This window comes from Fluoribacter gormanii, from assembly GCF_900156395.1.
In the GTDB taxonomy this organism is placed as follows: domain Bacteria; phylum Pseudomonadota; class Gammaproteobacteria; order Legionellales; family Legionellaceae; genus Legionella; species Legionella gormanii.
Map to the genome: position 1 here is coordinate 103126 of NZ_FTNL01000005.1, position 17661 is coordinate 120786.

Sequence of the window (17661 nt, forward strand, 5' to 3'; positions counted from 1 at the left end):
TAAAATCTTAGTATAGGCCAGTTTGCTTGAGAGCGCTTTATGCAAGGATATTGTATTCAAGCAGCCATGTTTCGGCTGCCAATCCCTTTTTTAAATCGTTTTGTTCATGATTTTTGGATTTTAAGAGCGATTGAAAGTAATACCGTAGTCGCCCAACTACATGGCCTTGCCACTTCGAGAAAAAATGGCTGTATCGTTCCTATTGGATACAATAAAGATCATAGCTTAAGAGCTTACTGCATTGCATATGATACTCAATTTGCCAATCAATACGGCTTGCATACAGGTACTTTTGCATTACCGATTCATGCACACCACACGGTGTATCAACAAGAAGATTGTGTCCAACGCTGGCTACAAGGAATAAAAGCAGTTAAGACGATTAATGCGCTGGATCTTAATTATCCTCCATGCGGATTCAAAATACCTTTATCAGCAACCATCAATAGTAATTCCATCTATCATACTTTTGCTCACGTAATGGATATCCCTTTGCATACCTTTGCAGGCTTTTTTCATATAGGAATAAATACTTCTCTGTACGAGCAAATTAAACAGTATTTATAAATAAAAATATTTAAACTTCAATAGATTAATGATAAATCCAAGTCAATCAAACCAACATGTAGCGTCTCTCTTTTTATAAAATCAGGACTTAAGAAACCCATGGTCGAGGCAAAAAATTTTTTAAATAAGGGAGTTGAGAACTAAATGACCGAATTAAAAACATTGTTTAACAAAGCGATTGGGGTTTTCATAAGTCCAGAAAATAATTCTTTACCACTGTTGGTATTTTATATAGTCTTCGCTTTTTAAATTTGATGAATAAGGATCATTCATGCCCAAATTCTCTAAGTTCAGCATTTATGAAAAGGAAATGCAAGCATTCATAAAAAAGGTTGTCGAAACCACTTCTTTAGACCAAGATCAATTGACTACCTGGCTTTATAGTGATGGAATAATGCAATTTCGTGGCGGGCAAAGTGCCGATTATTATCCTTACGTTGCTGAAAATCTAAAACAGTTTGGTCATCGGCCATTAATCTCCAAACAACATTCTATGGGACAAATATTAACTGGCTTTATGACACTAAAGAATGCATTCCTCAACCAGTTTGCCCGAGATCAACCTGAACTCAAAGAACAATTAGAACAATTATTTACCCTCAGTCTTTATACCGCCATAGAGAATCATTTACCTTTTATTGCCCTTCAAAGTGAAATTTCTTCTGAGTTAAGTGCCTATCAAGATAAAAATGGCCCGCTTGAACCAGCTGAGGCTCTTAAACTCTCAATTAAGATATTTGAAGAAAAACGCGTAGCGAATCCTCTGTTGGAAGAAGATTTTAAAAATCAATTAACACTAATGAATGAGTTTTTAGAGTTTTTAAATAAGCAAGCAACATCTTCCGGACAACAATTCTTTAAACCCAGTGACAACAATCTTGATAGCCTAACAACACAGCTATTCACGATAAAAAACAGTTAACTATGCGTTTTTAATTGGCTTGTTCCCTTCCTATATCCCGAGGGTGGCCACGGGATATAGGGACGACACACTATAAAGCACATTATCATTTCACATCAGAGCGCAATCACATCTGTTTGTGAAGGTATGGAATAGAGCCCTGATGTGTTTGTATCATTTGAAAAAGTTATAGTCATACCCAGGTTATTTGCAGGCAAGCCATCTATAAGTACATTAAAAGCACCGGTTAAGGGCGTAACTATAAGCATAAACGTTCCTGAAATCACTCCTCCCATAGTCCCAGCCTGATCCCCATTTGATTCGGGAATAATGGTTCCTGTATTACAGCTTGGCGATGAATTGATTAATACGACCGGGACGAAATCCACACTCATGAGCCAAGTACCAATATTCATAAAAGGATTAGGAACACCTCGAGGAGGCATTTTGCATAGATCAATCGGACCGGGAGTGAGTACCTCGCCCCCCATCATACACGCCATTGTCATTTGTTCACCCTAATTGAATTTGTTTTGCAGCAATTTTAGCATCACCCTCAGCATGAATTTCCATTTCATCACAATCAATCCGATAATTGTGTTTCACAATGGTTCTTAATCGACCCAGGAATTGATGTTCCAGTTCATTTACCCATTGATAAACACGTAATGCCTGGGTATTAATTGTGTCACTAATTGTTTGTATATACTGACAAATCATCTTGAGTGATTGATAGGAAAATTTTAACTCTTCTCCACGAAAGTGAGCATGTATTATCGAAAACTTCCCCGTATCACAATCGATATTCTGTGATGATGCACTTAAATTAATGGTGTCATCTGCCGTCAGGCTAATCGTCGGTGCATGAATTTTTAAATGGTTATTCTCGCCGACCAGACTTAAATTGTCTCCCAATTTAATCGATAAAGCGGCTGCTTGATGACGATGAATAATCGACAAAATATAATAATTACTTGCGTCTTTAAATAGTAAGACTTCGTCATCAACTAAAGGAGTTAGTAAACAGGAAAAAGCTGGCTGAGCACTAACCAATTGTCCTTGAAGAAGGATATGGTATGTGTCATCTGAAAAGAATTTAATTTTCCCCTTCAGCAACTCGCCTTTGGTACTTATACTGGCTACATCAGATTCAAGCATGGTGAATTCCTTAATTTTATGACCATTGTTCTGCTTCCAATAATTCTGGATTTGTGTTTAGTACGTTATCAAGAGCAGCATGCTCCCAATTGACTCGAACTTCGGTAATATGATGCAACGAGGTTAAATTTAAATTTGCCTTAGCGAAATTGCAAGCCGTTAAAGAACTGTTATTGAATCGAGCATAACTGAGTTCGGCTTGTATAAATGAGCTGTCATTTATTTGCGACTCTTCAAATAACGACTGGGTTAAGTTAGCAAAATCAAAGAGACAATTAATTATCCTGGACTGATTAAAATTACTTGGGTTTAATTGGCATTGAGAAAAATCAACACCCTCTAATTGAGCCTCCTGAAGACACGCTGCGGACAGGTCCATTCCTTTAAACCTAGTATTTTTTATAGTCGTTTTGAATAAATTGATGTGTTTTGTTTCAGATGCGATTGAAAAATCGGTTTCCTGAATTTTAGCCTCAATAAATAAGCTTCTATGCAGATTACAACGGTCAAATTGAATTTGATTAAATTCGCTTGCTTCAAAATTTGCCGCCGTCAAGTTGACCTGTTCAAAGAGGACTGCAACAAATTTTGAGTTTTTTGCAGTTATTTTTTCCATCGTACTGTTTATAAATTTACCTTGGGATAAATCACATTTTGAGAAATTGATTTTCGTCAGATTACAGTTAATGAACTCACAATTTTTAAGAGCCTGGCCACGAAATTTGCTGTTAGAAAAATCCGATTCGGTCGCACGAATATCAATAGAGCCCTCATTGGAGTTGAAATCCATAGCAGTCCAGCTGGACTTGTGACTTCTTAGTTGACTGATTGTGGAGGAAATTACGGTACATAACTGCATGCTGCATGATTCAAAGGTAACCTGTTCAAAACGACATTTTTCAAAGACGGATGCAACAAACTGGACGTTTTTAAACACCACGTTTTTAAACACGACGTTCAAAAACACAGCACGGCGTGATTCAATATGATCAATGGTTATGGAGTCCAGTGACACGTCTTTAATTAGTTCTCTTTTGGCTAGTTTAGTTGCTAATTCTTCCGCGTTCATAAGGACTCTTCTTGTTTTAACGAAATGTTTCTCACTAGACAATCCATTGTTTTTACATTATTTTTCTGACAGTCTGTAAACGGTATGCTGTATAAATTACAATGGTTAAATTCAGTATTTTCAAATGTTGAACTGTGAAAAATCCCTTGAAAGAAATTGATATCCTTAAAGAGGCAGGAGTCCACTTTACAATTAACAAACCTGAACTTTTTAGCGTTACATTTGCTGAAATTTGATTTTTTCACAGTGCTATTAATAAACTGGGATGAGTTGATATCACATTCGCAAATAGAAATTTGCTCGTAATGGCCGCCTAATATTGCTCCTTTGCTCAGATTACAATGCTCGAAATTGCAAGTTGATATATGAGTCTGGTCATTACCCCGCAAATTCGTTATCACACATTTTACAAAATCGCCACGAGTTAATTGGGCATTCATCAGGTTTAAACCAGGCAATGAGCAGTTGGAAAAGCGACACTTAGAAATAATTGTTCCTTTACAGTTCAAATGCTCCAAATTGCTATCTTCCATCATTAGATTATCGATAGTACATTTAGTTAGTGAGAGTTTAGGGGCAAGGACATTGTTCCCGCTCACATTGGATAATTTTGTGTCATCAAAGTGTGCATGAGATAAATCGGCTTGAACAAAATTGGGATTTATCCAAACGCATCTATTAATATTGGCAAATTGCAGCCTTGCCTCAGAAAAATTACACGAATCAAAGCGACTGTCTGAAATATCGAGAAAATTGGCTTTTAGACTGACAAATAAGCTTCCATTAAACTGGCAATTTTTAAGTTTGGCATAATTTAAAAAAGCTGCAGAAAAATTGCATTCAACTCCTGAACACCCTTCAAGCTGTGTTTTATGCATGTCGCATTCTTTAAAATCAGTTCGATTTATAGCAGCATTTTTTATTAAAGCCTGGGATAAATTGGCATTGACCAATATTGCTTCGGATAAATTGGTATTAATCAGGGTTGTTGTTGATAAGTTCGCTTTGTACAATCGGGTACGGGTCAAATTGCATTCGCTTAAATTACAGCCTGATAAATTGATGCCTGATAAATCCAAGTCGGATAAATCGATACCCGCCAAATTTTCACTGGAAAATTCTTTTCCTTCTTGGAACGCTCGAATAATATCTTCTCGTGAATAAGCTGATTTTCCAGCTTTTCCAGTGCGAAATTGTGTAAAGGCACTGGCTTTTTCCAAGCGTGCAAATTGTTGTTTAAATTGTTCAAGCTGCTTTAATATTTCTGATTGTTTCGCTTCTGGAAGCTCATTGTTGATGATTTGTTTTTTAAGATAGTCTAAATGGTTTATATGCTGTGGGTTTATGTTCTTTTGAGCATTTGCAAAAGTGAATTTATCAAATACGGGTACCGGTTGATTTTGATTTTTATAAAACTGCGCTACTTCCTGCAGTATTTCCTGTGGGGTTTTTCCTTTAAAAACCTTTGCCGCTTCAATTTCTTCCAGGCTCTTTCCCGGATGAAAAATTTTGGCAATCTCTTTGAACTCTTTATCTAAATCCAAACCGAGTCCAATCGGGGGAGCTGATCGGGCCCTGGTTCTTGATTCTCTGGGTTTGGCTTGCATAGCCATTTCTTTGGGTTTATTGCGGAGTTTAACGTAATAATCGATATCCTTTTTCGGTTCATTTAAGAATTCACTAACGCTGTAAATAAAATCGATATCATTGGCGGCTATATCCTGAGTATCAAGCATACCATGCCAAATGAGGATTCCTTTTTCTTCATCGGGCAATAACCAGAGTGTATCCAAATTTAGATTTAATTCGCTCAAACTCTCCGGACTGTCAATGCGTTTATAAAAACAACGTACACGCAAACCAGGCAGCTGGCCTTTAATTATTGATTGTTCAGCATGCATATTGGTACAAGTAAATACTTCATCACCATTAAAGTAATGCTCATTTTGCTGATCTGCTTCTGCTCGATTAAAATAAAGCCAATCAATGTCAGCAGGATAATAAGGACGTTCGTTTAACAACCAATCCTCGTTAAACGTTCCAAATTTATCCAGTTGGTACTTGCACGTAGGTGAGTGAGGTAGCAATAAAGCCGGCTGAGGGGTATCAGATGGTTGTTTTATCAGTTGTGTCGGTACCTCAACATTTGGCACTTTTATCTCATGGAAGGCACCGGTTGTTATAAATCCTGTACCATCAGGATTGATATCATGTCCCTTACCACCGAAAGCGTTCGTTAAGGTAATCGGTATACTACGAAAGCAAGCTGGTTTAGATAAATGGTAGTTTGATTCTACTTCTACCCATTGCCTGTCGCCAAAAACAGTTAATTGTTTTTGCATGCCATCCAGCGTTATCTTAACAAAACTTGTACTGGTATTGTCGTCATAGGCATAACAAGACCCTTTGACAAAAAACTCCGCTTTTTTTTTGGGCATGTATAAATCGATAAATTCGCCCTGGCTGGAGTTAAATGATTTTTTGGCAACCTTCCAAAAATCCGCATAACTCAGAAATTCACCACTTTTTGAAAAGGAAAACATGGCCATAATCGTAACTGCTAACTGCGGTTTACCCTTGTGGCGGTGGTTGAACGTAATAAGCGTGTGTGGTTTATCTTTAAGTATCTTCATCTTTGAAGAGTAATCCTGATGCGGCACATCAACTTTAACAAGTTGATGACAATATGATGGATGAAAAATTTATTGTCAATGTTGTAAAATTAAAAAAAGTGATATTAATGAATCAACTGGATTAACAAAAGTATGCGGCTTGACAGGCGCAAGAGTACTTCGATATTGTCATCATCATTAGAAGTCCTAACCATTTCAAGGCACAGGAGTGTTAATGAAAACCCAAATAGTGATGCCTCAACTAGAAATTCCAGGAGCTAACACGTCCGAGATCATTGTTTTAGAATTCGAAGGCAAACAGGCTATTTCTGAGTTATATCAGTTTAATATAGAATTTGTGAGCAAAAGTTTAATTCTGGCAAAACAAGTAATCAATCAAAAAGCACAATTAATCTTCCCTAAAAAAATAAGTGGAACGACTCCTTTGCATGGAGAGGTTGTATCCTTTACACAGCTTGATGGGATCGATGAGTACTATAGGTACAAAATTAGCCTAATGCCCAAAGTTAATCGCTTGCTACATACAAAACAAAATGAAATTTTTCTTAAGAAATCAATTCCCCAGATTATTAAAAAGATATTAGATAAAAATGGAATTACACAAGTTGAATTAGATTTGATGATGGAGCACCAGCCCAAAGCGTTTATTTTTCAGTATAATGAAGCGGACTGGAATTTTATTTCACGCTGGATGGAGCGTGAGGGTCTATTTTATTATTTTAGTCAAGATAAAAATGGCGAAAAACTGGTGATTACAGACAGCAACTCAACGCTGAAAAACAACCAGGATATTAACGAAATTTATTATCAGTCCTACACCTTGGCCAGTGAAAAGAACCCCACTGCAAATCTAGTTTATAATTTTCAACTTACCACCAAGGCACTTCCACAGAAAGTCACGGTAAAATCATACAATCATGCACAATCATCCAAACCCTATACCTCGAAAGCGATAATCGATCCACAAAGTTCTGGCGAAGTATCGTTTTGGACAGAAAACGTTAAAAGTAATAAAGAAAACCAGCAAATCGCGAATTTTATTAGTGAAAGTTATAAATGTACAAAAGAAATTCTAACAGGCATTTCTTCAGGTTCGCTCATCATTCCAGGTACTATAATTCATCACCAAAATTTCAAAATCGCCTCATTAAATATTCCAATGTTGATTATTGAAAGTACCTACAGTGGCTCACAAAAAGGTTCATTTTTATCCATTCATTCAGGAGAAGAGCATTCTCCCGAGGATTATTTCAAATGCGAATATCGAGCCATTGATAAATCGATTGCTTACAGAACTGCCCTACAGGAGAGTATCCCCCGTATTCATGGCTTATTTCCTGCGTTTATTGATCATGAAGGAAATGATGATACGGTACAAATTAATAGCAAAGGAATGTATAAATTTCGCTTTGCAATGAGTGATGACAGTCCAGGAAAAGGCTCTGCCTGGGTGCGGAAAATGGAGTCATACATTGGCGATCAATACGCATTTGATATGCCGCTTCGTAAAGGCGATGAGGTGGTAATCGGTTTTCAATTTGGTAATCCAGACTTGCCGATTATACTTGGGGCAGTGAGCAACTCCACTCATCGAAACATCATTACCTCTAATAGCCAAAATTATATGGGGCTGTACACAAAAGAAAACAATGTATTCATCATAAACGAACAGGATGGTAAGACAAAAGGGATACAATTTTCCACAACGAACAATAATACGACGATGGTACTCGGTACTGATAATGTATTTAACTCACAATTAGATGCCGGTTATTGTCTCAGAACAGACAATAACGTATATCAGAGTATTGGAAAAAACTCGGTTACTGATATAGCTAATCATCACGCGGTGAGCATTGGGGGAGATCATATGATGAGTGTTTCGGGCACCTCGTCGAACACCATTTATGGAGCTGACTATTACTCTTGCTATGGTGCTCGTTCCGTTTCCGTGCTCGGACTCGATTTTGTTTCAAGAACTGGTGCAATAATCGACTCTACATCGGGTTTTCAAGTAAAATTAGGCGGTGGTTGGCGATATGAACAAGATACCTCGACAAGTTTGAAAACAGCTCCCGATATTATGCAGGAAGCAGAGGTATCTATTTCACTTACCGTGGGAGCCTCTTCAATTACCATCACTGAAGAGGGAATTACCATCACCGCCCCTACTATTGATCTTGTATCAGAAGCGGCGATCACGTTGGCTACTGATGCGACAATAAATTTAGCAAGTGCTGACGTCAATATATTGGGCAATATATCGGGTGGACCTATGATGGAATTAGGTGCTACAGGTGGAGAACCTGCAGGCCCCTTAAAAGCTGTTGCAATGGCTCAGGTTATGGCAGATGCAGCTATGAAGGCAGCAAAAAGTTCGCCTCTGTACGCGGCGGGAGTAGCCACATGGAGTTCTGCCAAACAAGGGTTTACTGCTACAACCGAGGCGTTTGTTGACATGGGTAGCGCATTTAAATCAGAGTTGAAGCCACTCCAGACCGGAATACAAAAAGTCAAGGGAGGCATAGCGATAGCAAAACAATCGGCTATTTACCCAACAATATCTTATGGGGGTTATTTTACATCATTGGCGGCGAAGTACCAACTATTAGGCCAAGGAATGTCAATCCCTAAATATGAAGCTAAATATGACGAGGACTAATAGACACTTCAGAACCTACTTGACGCGATCGAGATTTATATTCAATTTCAGCCACTTAATTAATTGATAATTACATCGAATAATTTTGCAAATTTGGAGATTTATGCTAGCTTAAATTATATATGAGAAGTTTTTTTTATTTTATCATCCCTTTGATAAGGAAATAAAAAATGACTAATAAGGAACAGTCTGTCGCTCCTAAAGAACGCATTAATATTGTTTATAAAGCCCTCATTGAAGGTGTTGAAGAGGAAATTGAACTTCCTTTACGCCAACTCGTTCTGGGAGAGTTCTATCCTGGCGGAATAAACACCCCTTTAGAAAAACGCCGCACCGTAAATATCAATAAAGATAATTTTAATGATGTGCTAAAAGAACACGACGTCAAATTATCCGTTCGCGTACCAAATCGTTTTAGTAAAAACAAAGACGATACCGTAAGTGTTGATCTAAAATTCGAAACAATGAGAGATTTTGATCCAGATGGAATTCTTCATCAAGTCCCTCAGTTACAAAAACTGTTTGAGATACGTGAGGCGTTAAAAGCGCTGAAGGGGCCTCTTGGCAATATTCCAGAGTTTCGACGCAGATTGGATGCGATCATCAAAGATTCCGCAGCACGCGAAGAGCTGGTCAAAGAAATTAAAGACAAAAAATAAGCAGTATCGAGTCGCTGAATCAAGGAGACAGCCATGGCTGATGCACAAGATAACGCTAAGAAGAAAGAAGAAAAATCGCTGCAAAAATTATTTGCTGGAACGAATATTACTGATGATGAGGAACAGTATGCCCTCACTCAGAAAGGATTGCTCGCTTTTATCGACAATATTGTCGAAAGCAAACTTACTGATGAAACTGTAACTCCTGCTTTGGTAGATGATATTATCGCAAGTCTGGATAAACAGTTATCGGCCCAAATGGATGAAATTCTCCATAATTCTGAATTTCAAAAACTTGAGTCAGCATGGCGCAGCTTGAAGTATTTAGTTGATCGCACAGATTTCCGCGAAAACAGCCTGGTCGAATTCATTCATGTATCAAAAGATGAGCTTTTTGATGATTTCATTGATGCACCTGAAATCCCTAAATCCGGCTTGTATAAACAAGTTTATACGAAAGAATACGGACAATTTGGTGGTAGGCCTTATGGTGCAATCATCGGAAATTATTCATTTGGTCCAAGTTACAAAGATGTAACCTTACTCAGAAATATCGCTGCAGTTTGTGCGATGGCACATGCTCCGTTTATTGCCGCAGCAAGCCCGGAGTTTTTCAACATCAAATCCATGTCTGAGCTGCCACATTTGAATGACATTGAAGCAATATTTGAAAGCCCTGTTTACATTCCCTGGCACAGCCTGCGTGAATCTGAAGATGCACGTTATATAGGCCTGGTTTTACCTCGATTTATGTTGCGGATGCCTTATGGTAAGGACTCTTATGGTGTGCGCACGTTCAATTACGAGGAAAATGTAAGTTCTGGTGAAGATGCTTTTTGTTGGGGCAATAGTGCTTTTGCGTTTGCTGGATGCTTGTCTCAGAGTTTCGCTAAATATCGTTGGTGCGTCAACATTATTGGTCCCCAAGGTGGCGGGGCTGTTGAGAATTTACCTTCTTACTTTTTCGAGGCAATGGGTGAAATTCAATTAAAAATCCCAACGGAATTACTCATATCAGAACGACGTGAGTATGAATTGTCTGAACAAGGATTTATTCCACTCACCATGCGTAAGGGTGCAGATAATGCTGCCTTTTTCTCTGCCAACTCAATCCAAAAGGCGAAACATTTTCCAGATACCCCTGAAGGCAAAACAGCACAAACAAATTATAGTTTAGGAACACAATTTCCTTATATGTTTATAATTTGCCGGCTTGCTCATTACTTAAAGGTAATACAACGTGAAAAAATTGGTCTAGCCAAAGAACGTGATGATATCGAACGTGAATTGAATACCTGGATTAATGGTTATGTTGTTGATATGGATAATCCAGTCCCCGAAGTCAGAGCAAAAAAACCATTAAGGCTTGCCAAAGTAAATGTAGAAGATGTTCCTGGTGAACCTGGATGGTATAAATGTGTATTAATTGTTCGTCCTCATTTCAAATTCATGGGGGCGTATATCACACTCCAATTAACTGGTAGTCTAGATCTTATACAAGGAGAATAAAAGTGGCTTCAAGAGAAAGTGACGGACATGACATAGCCATGTTACCTATACTCCCAGACAGTGAAGTTGCCAGAACTCAGTATAAGTTAATGGCAAAAATAACCACTCAAGCCTCAGGTGTTGTCAAAGGAAGCAGTACTGTAAAAGGATATGAGGGGTGGGTCGCTCTCCTGGACTTCAAACAACGCATTACTCGAGCATTCGATGCGCAAAACCAACTTATTGGCGTTCCCGATTGCAAATATTTTCGCCTTACCGGATTATGGGATCAAGCAGGCGTTGTACCTCATACTCAAAGTATATTTACAGGTGAAAATATAAATACAGCCCTCATCCATTGCCTTCGTTCCAGTGCCTCAGGCGAGGTTGAAGTAGCGGTCGAGATCACCTTGGAAAACGCCAAAGTATTAGAAGTAGATTATGCCTATTCGCATCCAGCAGGCCCATTATTCATTGTGGACATGCGTCCAACAGTTTATAAGGTAATGGATAAGAAGAATAATCAAGAATTCGGTTGGGACTTAACTAAATTAATGCGGGTTGGTTAATGAGAGCTGAGCGTTTAACTGAACGAGTACGTCGTTATGCTCGTCAAGGGGCTCTTTTGTCAGCCAAAATGGATTCATCGATATTAATTGAATCCATACGCAACCATATTGAAAAGATATTATCTACAAGACAAGGTAGCGCACCGATTGACAGAGAATATGGACTATCCGAATTACCGACTCTTGTAGAGGATTATTCATTTGCCTATCAAGAAGAGCTGAGGACCCATTTGGAGAAGACCATTCTTCGTTATGAACCGCGCCTGGAGTCTGTGCAAGTGTCTAAAATCTTAATCGATCCAGGTAAGCAAATCATTACCTGTGATATTTTAGCGCATTTGAATCAATCATATGATGGCCTCAAGGTTTTTTTTACTACTATTTTAACAAGTAAAGGGCGCGTACTTGTTACGTTGTAAATCAAGGTAGAGACATGATAATCGATTACTACCAGAATGAATTAAATAAAATCAGAAAACTCGCAAGAGAATATGCCGAGCATTATCCTGCAATTGCCCCACTGCTCAGAGAGCAAAGTACTGATCCCGATGTTGAGCGCATCCTGGAAGGAGTTGCTTTTCTTACGAGCCAGGTGCGGATGGTAATTGATGAAAAACTACCTGGCATGGTAGATGATTTAACGCAGTTATTTTTTTCTCAATACTCAAAACCAGTACCAAGCACGTCAGTGATTCAGTTTATTCCTAAGGCTAACTTGGGAGAAGCCCTCATAGTGCCTAAAGGGACTGAATTAGCATCAATCCCGATTAATGATGTAAGGTGCCTCTTTCGCACAACAGTACCCATCACCGTTGAACCGGTACTAATTACAGACATTAATTTTCAAGACACCATAAGTGGCATAAGCCAGATCGAAATTAATTGTCATCTTTGCGGCATCACATTGAAAAATTGGCAAGCATCTTCCCTACGCTTTTTTATTAATCAAAATTGGCATGATGCCAGCAATACCTTTTATTTACTTCAGCGATGCGTACGCAGAATTACAATTGAAGCACCTGGAGAAGATAAACTGGTTTTATCACCTGAGCATCTACAACCGTGTGCATTTGAAAATGAAGAAACTTTATACCCAGCACCTCCCAACATTCATCATCCTCATCGAGTTTTATATGAGTATCTCCATCAACCCTATAAATTTTTATTTCTTCGTTTAATCGGCTTGGAACAATGGCAAAAAGACACGGATGGATTTGATTTTAAAATCAATTTTGAGTTAGAAGAAGTACCTCCATGGGCGGCTAATTTAGATAATTTTCAATTGGTCTTGCATGCTGTACCCATAATTAATTTATTTTCTCATCATGCAGAACCAATTTACCTTGATCATAAGCAACCTGACTATCAAATTATTCCCAGTAATGATTTCAATGAAAACTATTCAGTCTATGATGTAAAGCAGGTTACCGGTTATCGCCAACAGGAAAGAAAACGCATCGAATACGATCACTTATTAAATTTTAATCAAGAGCTCAATCTAAATTATAAATATATTTATCATCACCGACCTTCTGTGACAGGACCGGGTCGAAACACCTATATTAGTTTTTTTTATGATTTTGAGAAGGAGTTTCCTGTTGATGAAACTCTATCTATTGAACTCATATGCAGTAATGGCGCTTTAACCAGACTCCTGGATAAAGGGGATATTTTTTTACCTACGGACAGCTCACCTGAGAATCTGACTTACACTAATCTTATTCCGCCATCATCCTTCCTTGTCCCAACTTATGATCGCGGTTTAATCTGGAACTTTCAGTCCTTATTAGCGCTTAATTTACTCCAACTCTTAGATAAAAATCACCTGAAGCATATTTTTAATTTATATATCTATGAAAAAGGGGAAAATTATCAATTGAATATGAGCCGGATAAAAGGGATCGAAAATATAGTTGTTGATAAAGCACGTCGCCTCTATTATGGGGAAATGATCCCAGGATCGCATATCACCCTAATCTGTGACCCTGATTGCTTTAGATGCATTGGAGATATGTATTTATTTGGCTGCATAATGGATGCTTTTTTCGGATCAAATGCTCCTTTTAATACATTTACTCTATTACATTTGCAAAATGCAAGAACTAAAGAGGTATGGAAATGGCAACCGAGGTTGAACAACCCGAGCTTAATATCTTAGATAAACTACTCACTGAGCCTAAAAGTTTTAATTTTTACCAGGCTATTCGCTTAATCGGCCATCTCTTGGCTTATGAAGCAAAAAATGGGCTTAAAGGCTCATTAGATATCATTCCTTTGTTAAGCTTGGCCTTTCCTAAAACAGATATTCATGAGATCGAGAAAAATCAAAAGAACAATCAATTTACACTGACCGCCACTTTTTTTAGTCTTTATGGAACAACCTCTCCCTTACCCACATTTTATACGGAACAGTTAATCCAGGATAATGATCTGGATTCTGATGAAATGAAATGCTTACTTGATATTCTTCATAAAAGACTTTATAAACTGCTGTACGATGCATGGTCAAATAACAGACTATTCGAACAATATTCAGAACAAAATAATGAATTCTATCAAGACGCACTTTATGGATTTATTGGACTGGCAGTCAAAGAGGTTCGAGAAAAAATACCTGATTACAATTACCTCTTGCGGTATGCCAGCCATTGGGTCTCTGATACCAAGTCAATTTGGAGTTTACAGAGCCTATTAACGGATTACTTCAAAGTACCATTCAATGTCCATTCATTTTTCCGCTCCATGCAAGATATACCTGAAGAGCAATATTGTCTTATAGGCAAAGAAAACCACTGCTTAAGCAAAACTGCATATTTGGGTAGTCAGTATAAATCGAACAGCAATAGTCTACTCATTTCTATAGGTCCGTTAAGAGCGGATATTTTTCCTACATTTTTAGCAAATACCGAAAATATAAATCGATTAAAATTACTCCTGCAACTCTATGTGAAAGAACCATTCTCTTATTTTATTGAAGTCATTTTAGACAAAGGTTGCTTCAAACCGATACAATTGACCTGTGAGACTACAAGTATTTTAGGAGTTGTTAGTTGGTTGTCACCACAAAAAGAAATAGACATGTTTAAAATACGTTACTGGCTTAAATAATCAAACTTAGAATAGTAATTACGATTTCATTTCATTGATTGAATTATAATTTTTAGCTTCGGGAAAGCCTATAGAGGATCTATTGTTTCCTAAAGAGTTCTGATACTATGGAATAAATATTCATTTTGTTACTAATTAACGCTCATCTTATGTTAAGGATAATAAAATTAACGTCATGCTAAGAATAATATTTTGTATTTTATTTCTGATGATCGGTGGATGCACGACAGGTGGAAAGGAAAAAGAGCCGCAGTTAGCAAGCAGCTACCAAGATAATGCCATCCTTATTCGAGCTGTGGCCAGCAAGGAATTGAACCAATATGACCATAGAAAGCACACATTGAAATTTGCTGTAGTACAAGTCGAAAAAATAGAAGATGTACAAAATCAAATAGTAAATGCGGAAGGGATCAGCCAATTGCTTGATGGTGATACGGAAGCAGATAACACCACGCAAACGAACAAGAAAGTCCATATTCAAACCTTTTTTATTGCGCCAGGAATGACACAAACCTTTACGCTTGCTCGCATGGCAGCAGTAAAGAAAATTGTTGTTGTTGCAGGATACTTCAATCTAACTCCCGCGAATGCAGTACGCGTCTATGAAATTCCAGTGTTTAAAAAATGGAATCCGCTTACATTTTGGAAAAAAACAAAACAAATGGGACGAATTGCCATTTATCTTGAATTTGGGTCACAAGGAATTAACTATACGGAAAGTTCTTCGAAAAAGACAATCATCACGAAGCAGAAGAATCGTGAGTCCTTAAAAAAATATTGGGATAAATAAATATGATTTGGAATACACCAATTGACTGGGAACATGGACTTTTTCTACAGCCCCAACATTTTCAATATACTGAACTCAATCAACATTACATACACTCTCAATTTTTACGCTACATAACCCCCTTCTTTTGGGGATTTACTGATTTGGTAGTGAATGAAAAATCACTGAAAAGTGGCATTTTCGACGTGGAAAAAATGGCCTTCTTTTTACCCTCTGGCGAGTTTGTTGAAATCGATGTTAATGCCAAATTTTTACCTCGTTCCTTTATGTCGGAATGGCCAGCGAATGCAAACTCACTTAAGGTGTATATCGGTGTAAAAGAGCTTTCAAAAAATATAGGCAACGTCACTGTTGTAGAGAGTCTCGACAACTTAAGCAATGTGAATACTCGCTTTATTAGTTGGAATGCGGGGGATGAACTTCCAGACTACTACCATCAAGGAGCACAGGCTCATCTCAGGTGTCTATACTATGTTGTCAAATTATTTTGGGAATTCGAAATTGAAAATACCCATAATTACTCGATCATTCAAGTAGCAGAATTGAGACGAACAACAAAAGATGAAGTTGTTTATGATCCTAATTTTTATCCTTCCTGTGTCAGCCTGAGTGCTCACAAAAATCTCAATTCATCAATGAATCACCTTTTAAGCGATTTAGTTAAGACAACGAGTAAATTAGAAAAATTTAAACAACCGCTTGATTCATACAGTACCCAAGTAGATAAAAGTAACTTCGGACGTTTATTTTCTTTACGCTCATTATTACGAAATGTTCCGGTTATGGAACATTATCTCAATGCCAAAACGGTTCACCCATGGCAAGTGTTCGGCCTACTTCAGCATATGATTGGTGAATTAAGTTTTTATTCTACGGAGATTAACTTTTTCGAAGGCGGAAGTGGTAATGTATCAGCCATACCTGTATACGATCACAGTAATTTGAGTAAAAGTTTTAACCTGATTGTCGAGCTAATGAATAAGCTATTAATGGCTATTACTGCAGATCCCGATCGTATCCGACGAATGGTTAAAGAGAAAAATCATTATTGGGCCGATCTGGGTAATAATTTTATCCAAAAAAACAGAAACTATTTCTTAGTTATGTATGCACAAAATGATCAAGAGGAAATTGCTGAAATGATAAAAGATTTTGGTAAGTTATGTGCTCATTCAGAAATTGAGAATTATATAGACTTTGCTTTACCCGGAACACCTATCTCCAGACTTATCTCAGCTCCAGAGGGAGTACCTAAAGGCGCGAACTGTCTTTATTATCATATTGATCACAATTCGGGAATGTGGTCCAAAATCGAGCTGGAACGCAAGGTTGCCTTTTATCTTGGAAAAACACCTGTAGACATAATAATCGATATTGTCGCGGTAGGAGGCTAAGGTGAATCTTCAAACCATTTTTTATGATTTATTTAAATACGTCTGGGATTTAAATACAAATCAGTTCGCGACAGTGAGTTATGATGAATTCAGAGGCAAAGTTACTACTTTAATTGCCGAGATTAAATTGAAAGAAAATGAGGTAGATAAGCATAATCTGAATTCCGCTTTATTTGCGGTTTGTGCCTGGATTGATGAATTGGTACAAAAAACAAGTTGGCCAGGTGTTAGACAGTGGCAAGACAAATTATTACAGGCTGAGTACTTTAATACAACCAGCGCTGGTGAGGAGTTTTTTGTCCGTTTAAGCAAGATCCCAAGCAAACAAGAAGACCTGTTTAGAATTTATTACCGATGTTTGGTTCTAGGATTTGAAGGGGTGTATCATAAACCACTGGATAAGCCTGACTTGCTAAAATATAAAAATTTTGCCTTAGAACAACTAAGCCATGGGTTTAATATGGCAAATTACCCTTCTGAATTTGTTGCATTCCCTTTGGCTTATAAAAATGATAACTTGCAAATTACCCCCCCAAAATTAGATCAATATCGAAGTTTACTTTGGTGGTTGTTACCTATTCCAGTGATTTTAATCATTTATTTCTTTTTTTATTTTGTAATTAATAATACAGTTACTAATTATTTACATTTAATTAAGTAAGC

General features: G+C 37.6%; 16 protein-coding genes. 12 read left to right on the top strand and 4 right to left on the bottom strand.

From position 1 onward, the window contains the following. The first annotated feature begins 39 nt into the window (after positions 1 to 39). Both BW930_RS04935 and BW930_RS04940 read left to right on the top strand, forming a co-directional pair. Positions 40 to 567: a hypothetical protein gene (locus tag BW930_RS04935; protein ID WP_058467073.1), complete on the top strand. Its 528-nt coding sequence runs from the start codon at positions 40 to 42 to the stop codon at positions 565 to 567. A gap of 271 nt (positions 568 to 838) precedes the next feature. After that, positions 839 to 1489 (top strand): hypothetical protein, encoded by a 651-nt coding sequence (locus tag BW930_RS04940; protein ID WP_058467072.1) that lies wholly within the window; start codon positions 839 to 841, stop codon positions 1487 to 1489. Positions 1490 to 1584: 95 nt separating this feature from the next. On the opposite strand, the gene BW930_RS04945 is transcribed toward BW930_RS04940, so the two are convergent. The 4 genes from BW930_RS04945 to BW930_RS04960 are packed head-to-tail and all read right to left on the bottom strand — an operon-like array spanning position 1585 to position 6328. After that, on the bottom strand, positions 1585 to 1977 hold the full coding sequence (locus BW930_RS04945) for a PAAR-like domain-containing protein (protein ID WP_082647061.1): 393 nt from the start codon (positions 1975 to 1977) through the stop codon (positions 1585 to 1587). Between the two features lie 4 nt (positions 1978 to 1981). After that, the gene (locus tag BW930_RS04950) at positions 1982 to 2626 is read right to left on the bottom strand and encodes a DUF3540 domain-containing protein (RefSeq protein ID WP_058467070.1); all 645 of its coding nucleotides are present in this window, start codon (positions 2624 to 2626) and stop codon (positions 1982 to 1984) included. Between the two features lie 16 nt (positions 2627 to 2642). Next, a complete protein-coding gene (locus BW930_RS04955) occupies positions 2643 to 3695 on the bottom strand; it encodes a pentapeptide repeat-containing protein (protein WP_058467069.1) in 1053 nt (350 codons plus the stop codon). Then, a complete protein-coding gene (locus tag BW930_RS04960; RefSeq protein WP_058467068.1) occupies positions 3692 to 6328 on the bottom strand; it encodes a DUF2169 family type VI secretion system accessory protein in 2637 nt (878 codons plus the stop codon). Before BW930_RS04960 ends, BW930_RS04955 begins: the two co-directional genes overlap by 4 nt. A gap of 214 nt (positions 6329 to 6542) precedes the next feature. On the opposite strand from BW930_RS04960, the gene BW930_RS04965 reads away from it, so the two are divergent. The 10 genes from BW930_RS04965 to BW930_RS05010 all read left to right on the top strand — a co-directional run bounded on the left by BW930_RS04965 (position 6543) and on the right by BW930_RS05010 (position 17659). Then, entirely contained in the window at positions 6543 to 8990 is a 2448-nt protein-coding gene (locus BW930_RS04965; protein WP_058467067.1) for a type VI secretion system Vgr family protein, read from the top strand. Between the two features lie 170 nt (positions 8991 to 9160). Then, positions 9161 to 9649, top strand: a complete 489-nt coding sequence (gene tssB / locus BW930_RS04970) for a type VI secretion system contractile sheath small subunit (protein WP_058467066.1) — start codon at positions 9161 to 9163, stop codon at positions 9647 to 9649. A gap of 33 nt (positions 9650 to 9682) precedes the next feature. Next, complete coding sequence (gene tssC, locus BW930_RS04975) at positions 9683 to 11158, top strand: type VI secretion system contractile sheath large subunit (protein WP_058467065.1); 1476 nt, start codon at positions 9683 to 9685, stop codon at positions 11156 to 11158. A gap of 2 nt (positions 11159 to 11160) precedes the next feature. Beyond that, a complete protein-coding gene (locus BW930_RS04980; RefSeq protein WP_058467064.1) occupies positions 11161 to 11706 on the top strand; it encodes a type VI secretion system tube protein Hcp in 546 nt (181 codons plus the stop codon). Then, positions 11706 to 12125, top strand: a complete 420-nt coding sequence (gene tssE / locus BW930_RS04985) for a type VI secretion system baseplate subunit TssE (protein WP_058467063.1) — start codon at positions 11706 to 11708, stop codon at positions 12123 to 12125. Before BW930_RS04980 ends, tssE begins: the two co-directional genes overlap by 1 nt. Before the next feature lie 14 nt (positions 12126 to 12139). Further along, on the top strand, positions 12140 to 13864 hold the full coding sequence (gene tssF, locus BW930_RS04990) for a type VI secretion system baseplate subunit TssF (RefSeq protein WP_058467062.1): 1725 nt from the start codon (positions 12140 to 12142) through the stop codon (positions 13862 to 13864). Further along, positions 13825 to 14814: a type VI secretion system baseplate subunit TssG gene (gene tssG / locus BW930_RS04995; RefSeq protein ID WP_058467061.1), complete on the top strand. Its 990-nt coding sequence runs from the start codon at positions 13825 to 13827 to the stop codon at positions 14812 to 14814. The genes tssF and tssG overlap by 40 nt, the downstream gene beginning before the upstream one ends. A 175-nt stretch (positions 14815 to 14989) precedes the next feature. Next, positions 14990 to 15604 carry a type VI secretion lipoprotein TssJ gene (locus BW930_RS05000; RefSeq protein ID WP_058467060.1) on the top strand — a complete coding sequence of 205 codons (615 nt, stop codon included), beginning with the start codon at positions 14990 to 14992 and terminating at the stop codon, positions 15602 to 15604. Positions 15605 to 15606: 2 nt separating this feature from the next. Next, positions 15607 to 16998, top strand: coding sequence for a type VI secretion system baseplate subunit TssK (tssK, locus tag BW930_RS05005; RefSeq protein WP_058467059.1), 1392 nt, complete (start codon positions 15607 to 15609; stop codon positions 16996 to 16998). A 1-nt stretch (position 16999) separates the two neighbouring features. Beyond that, positions 17000 to 17659 (top strand): DotU family type IV/VI secretion system protein, encoded by a 660-nt coding sequence (locus BW930_RS05010; RefSeq protein ID WP_058467058.1) that lies wholly within the window; start codon positions 17000 to 17002, stop codon positions 17657 to 17659. The last annotated feature ends 2 nt before the right edge of the window (positions 17660 to 17661 follow it).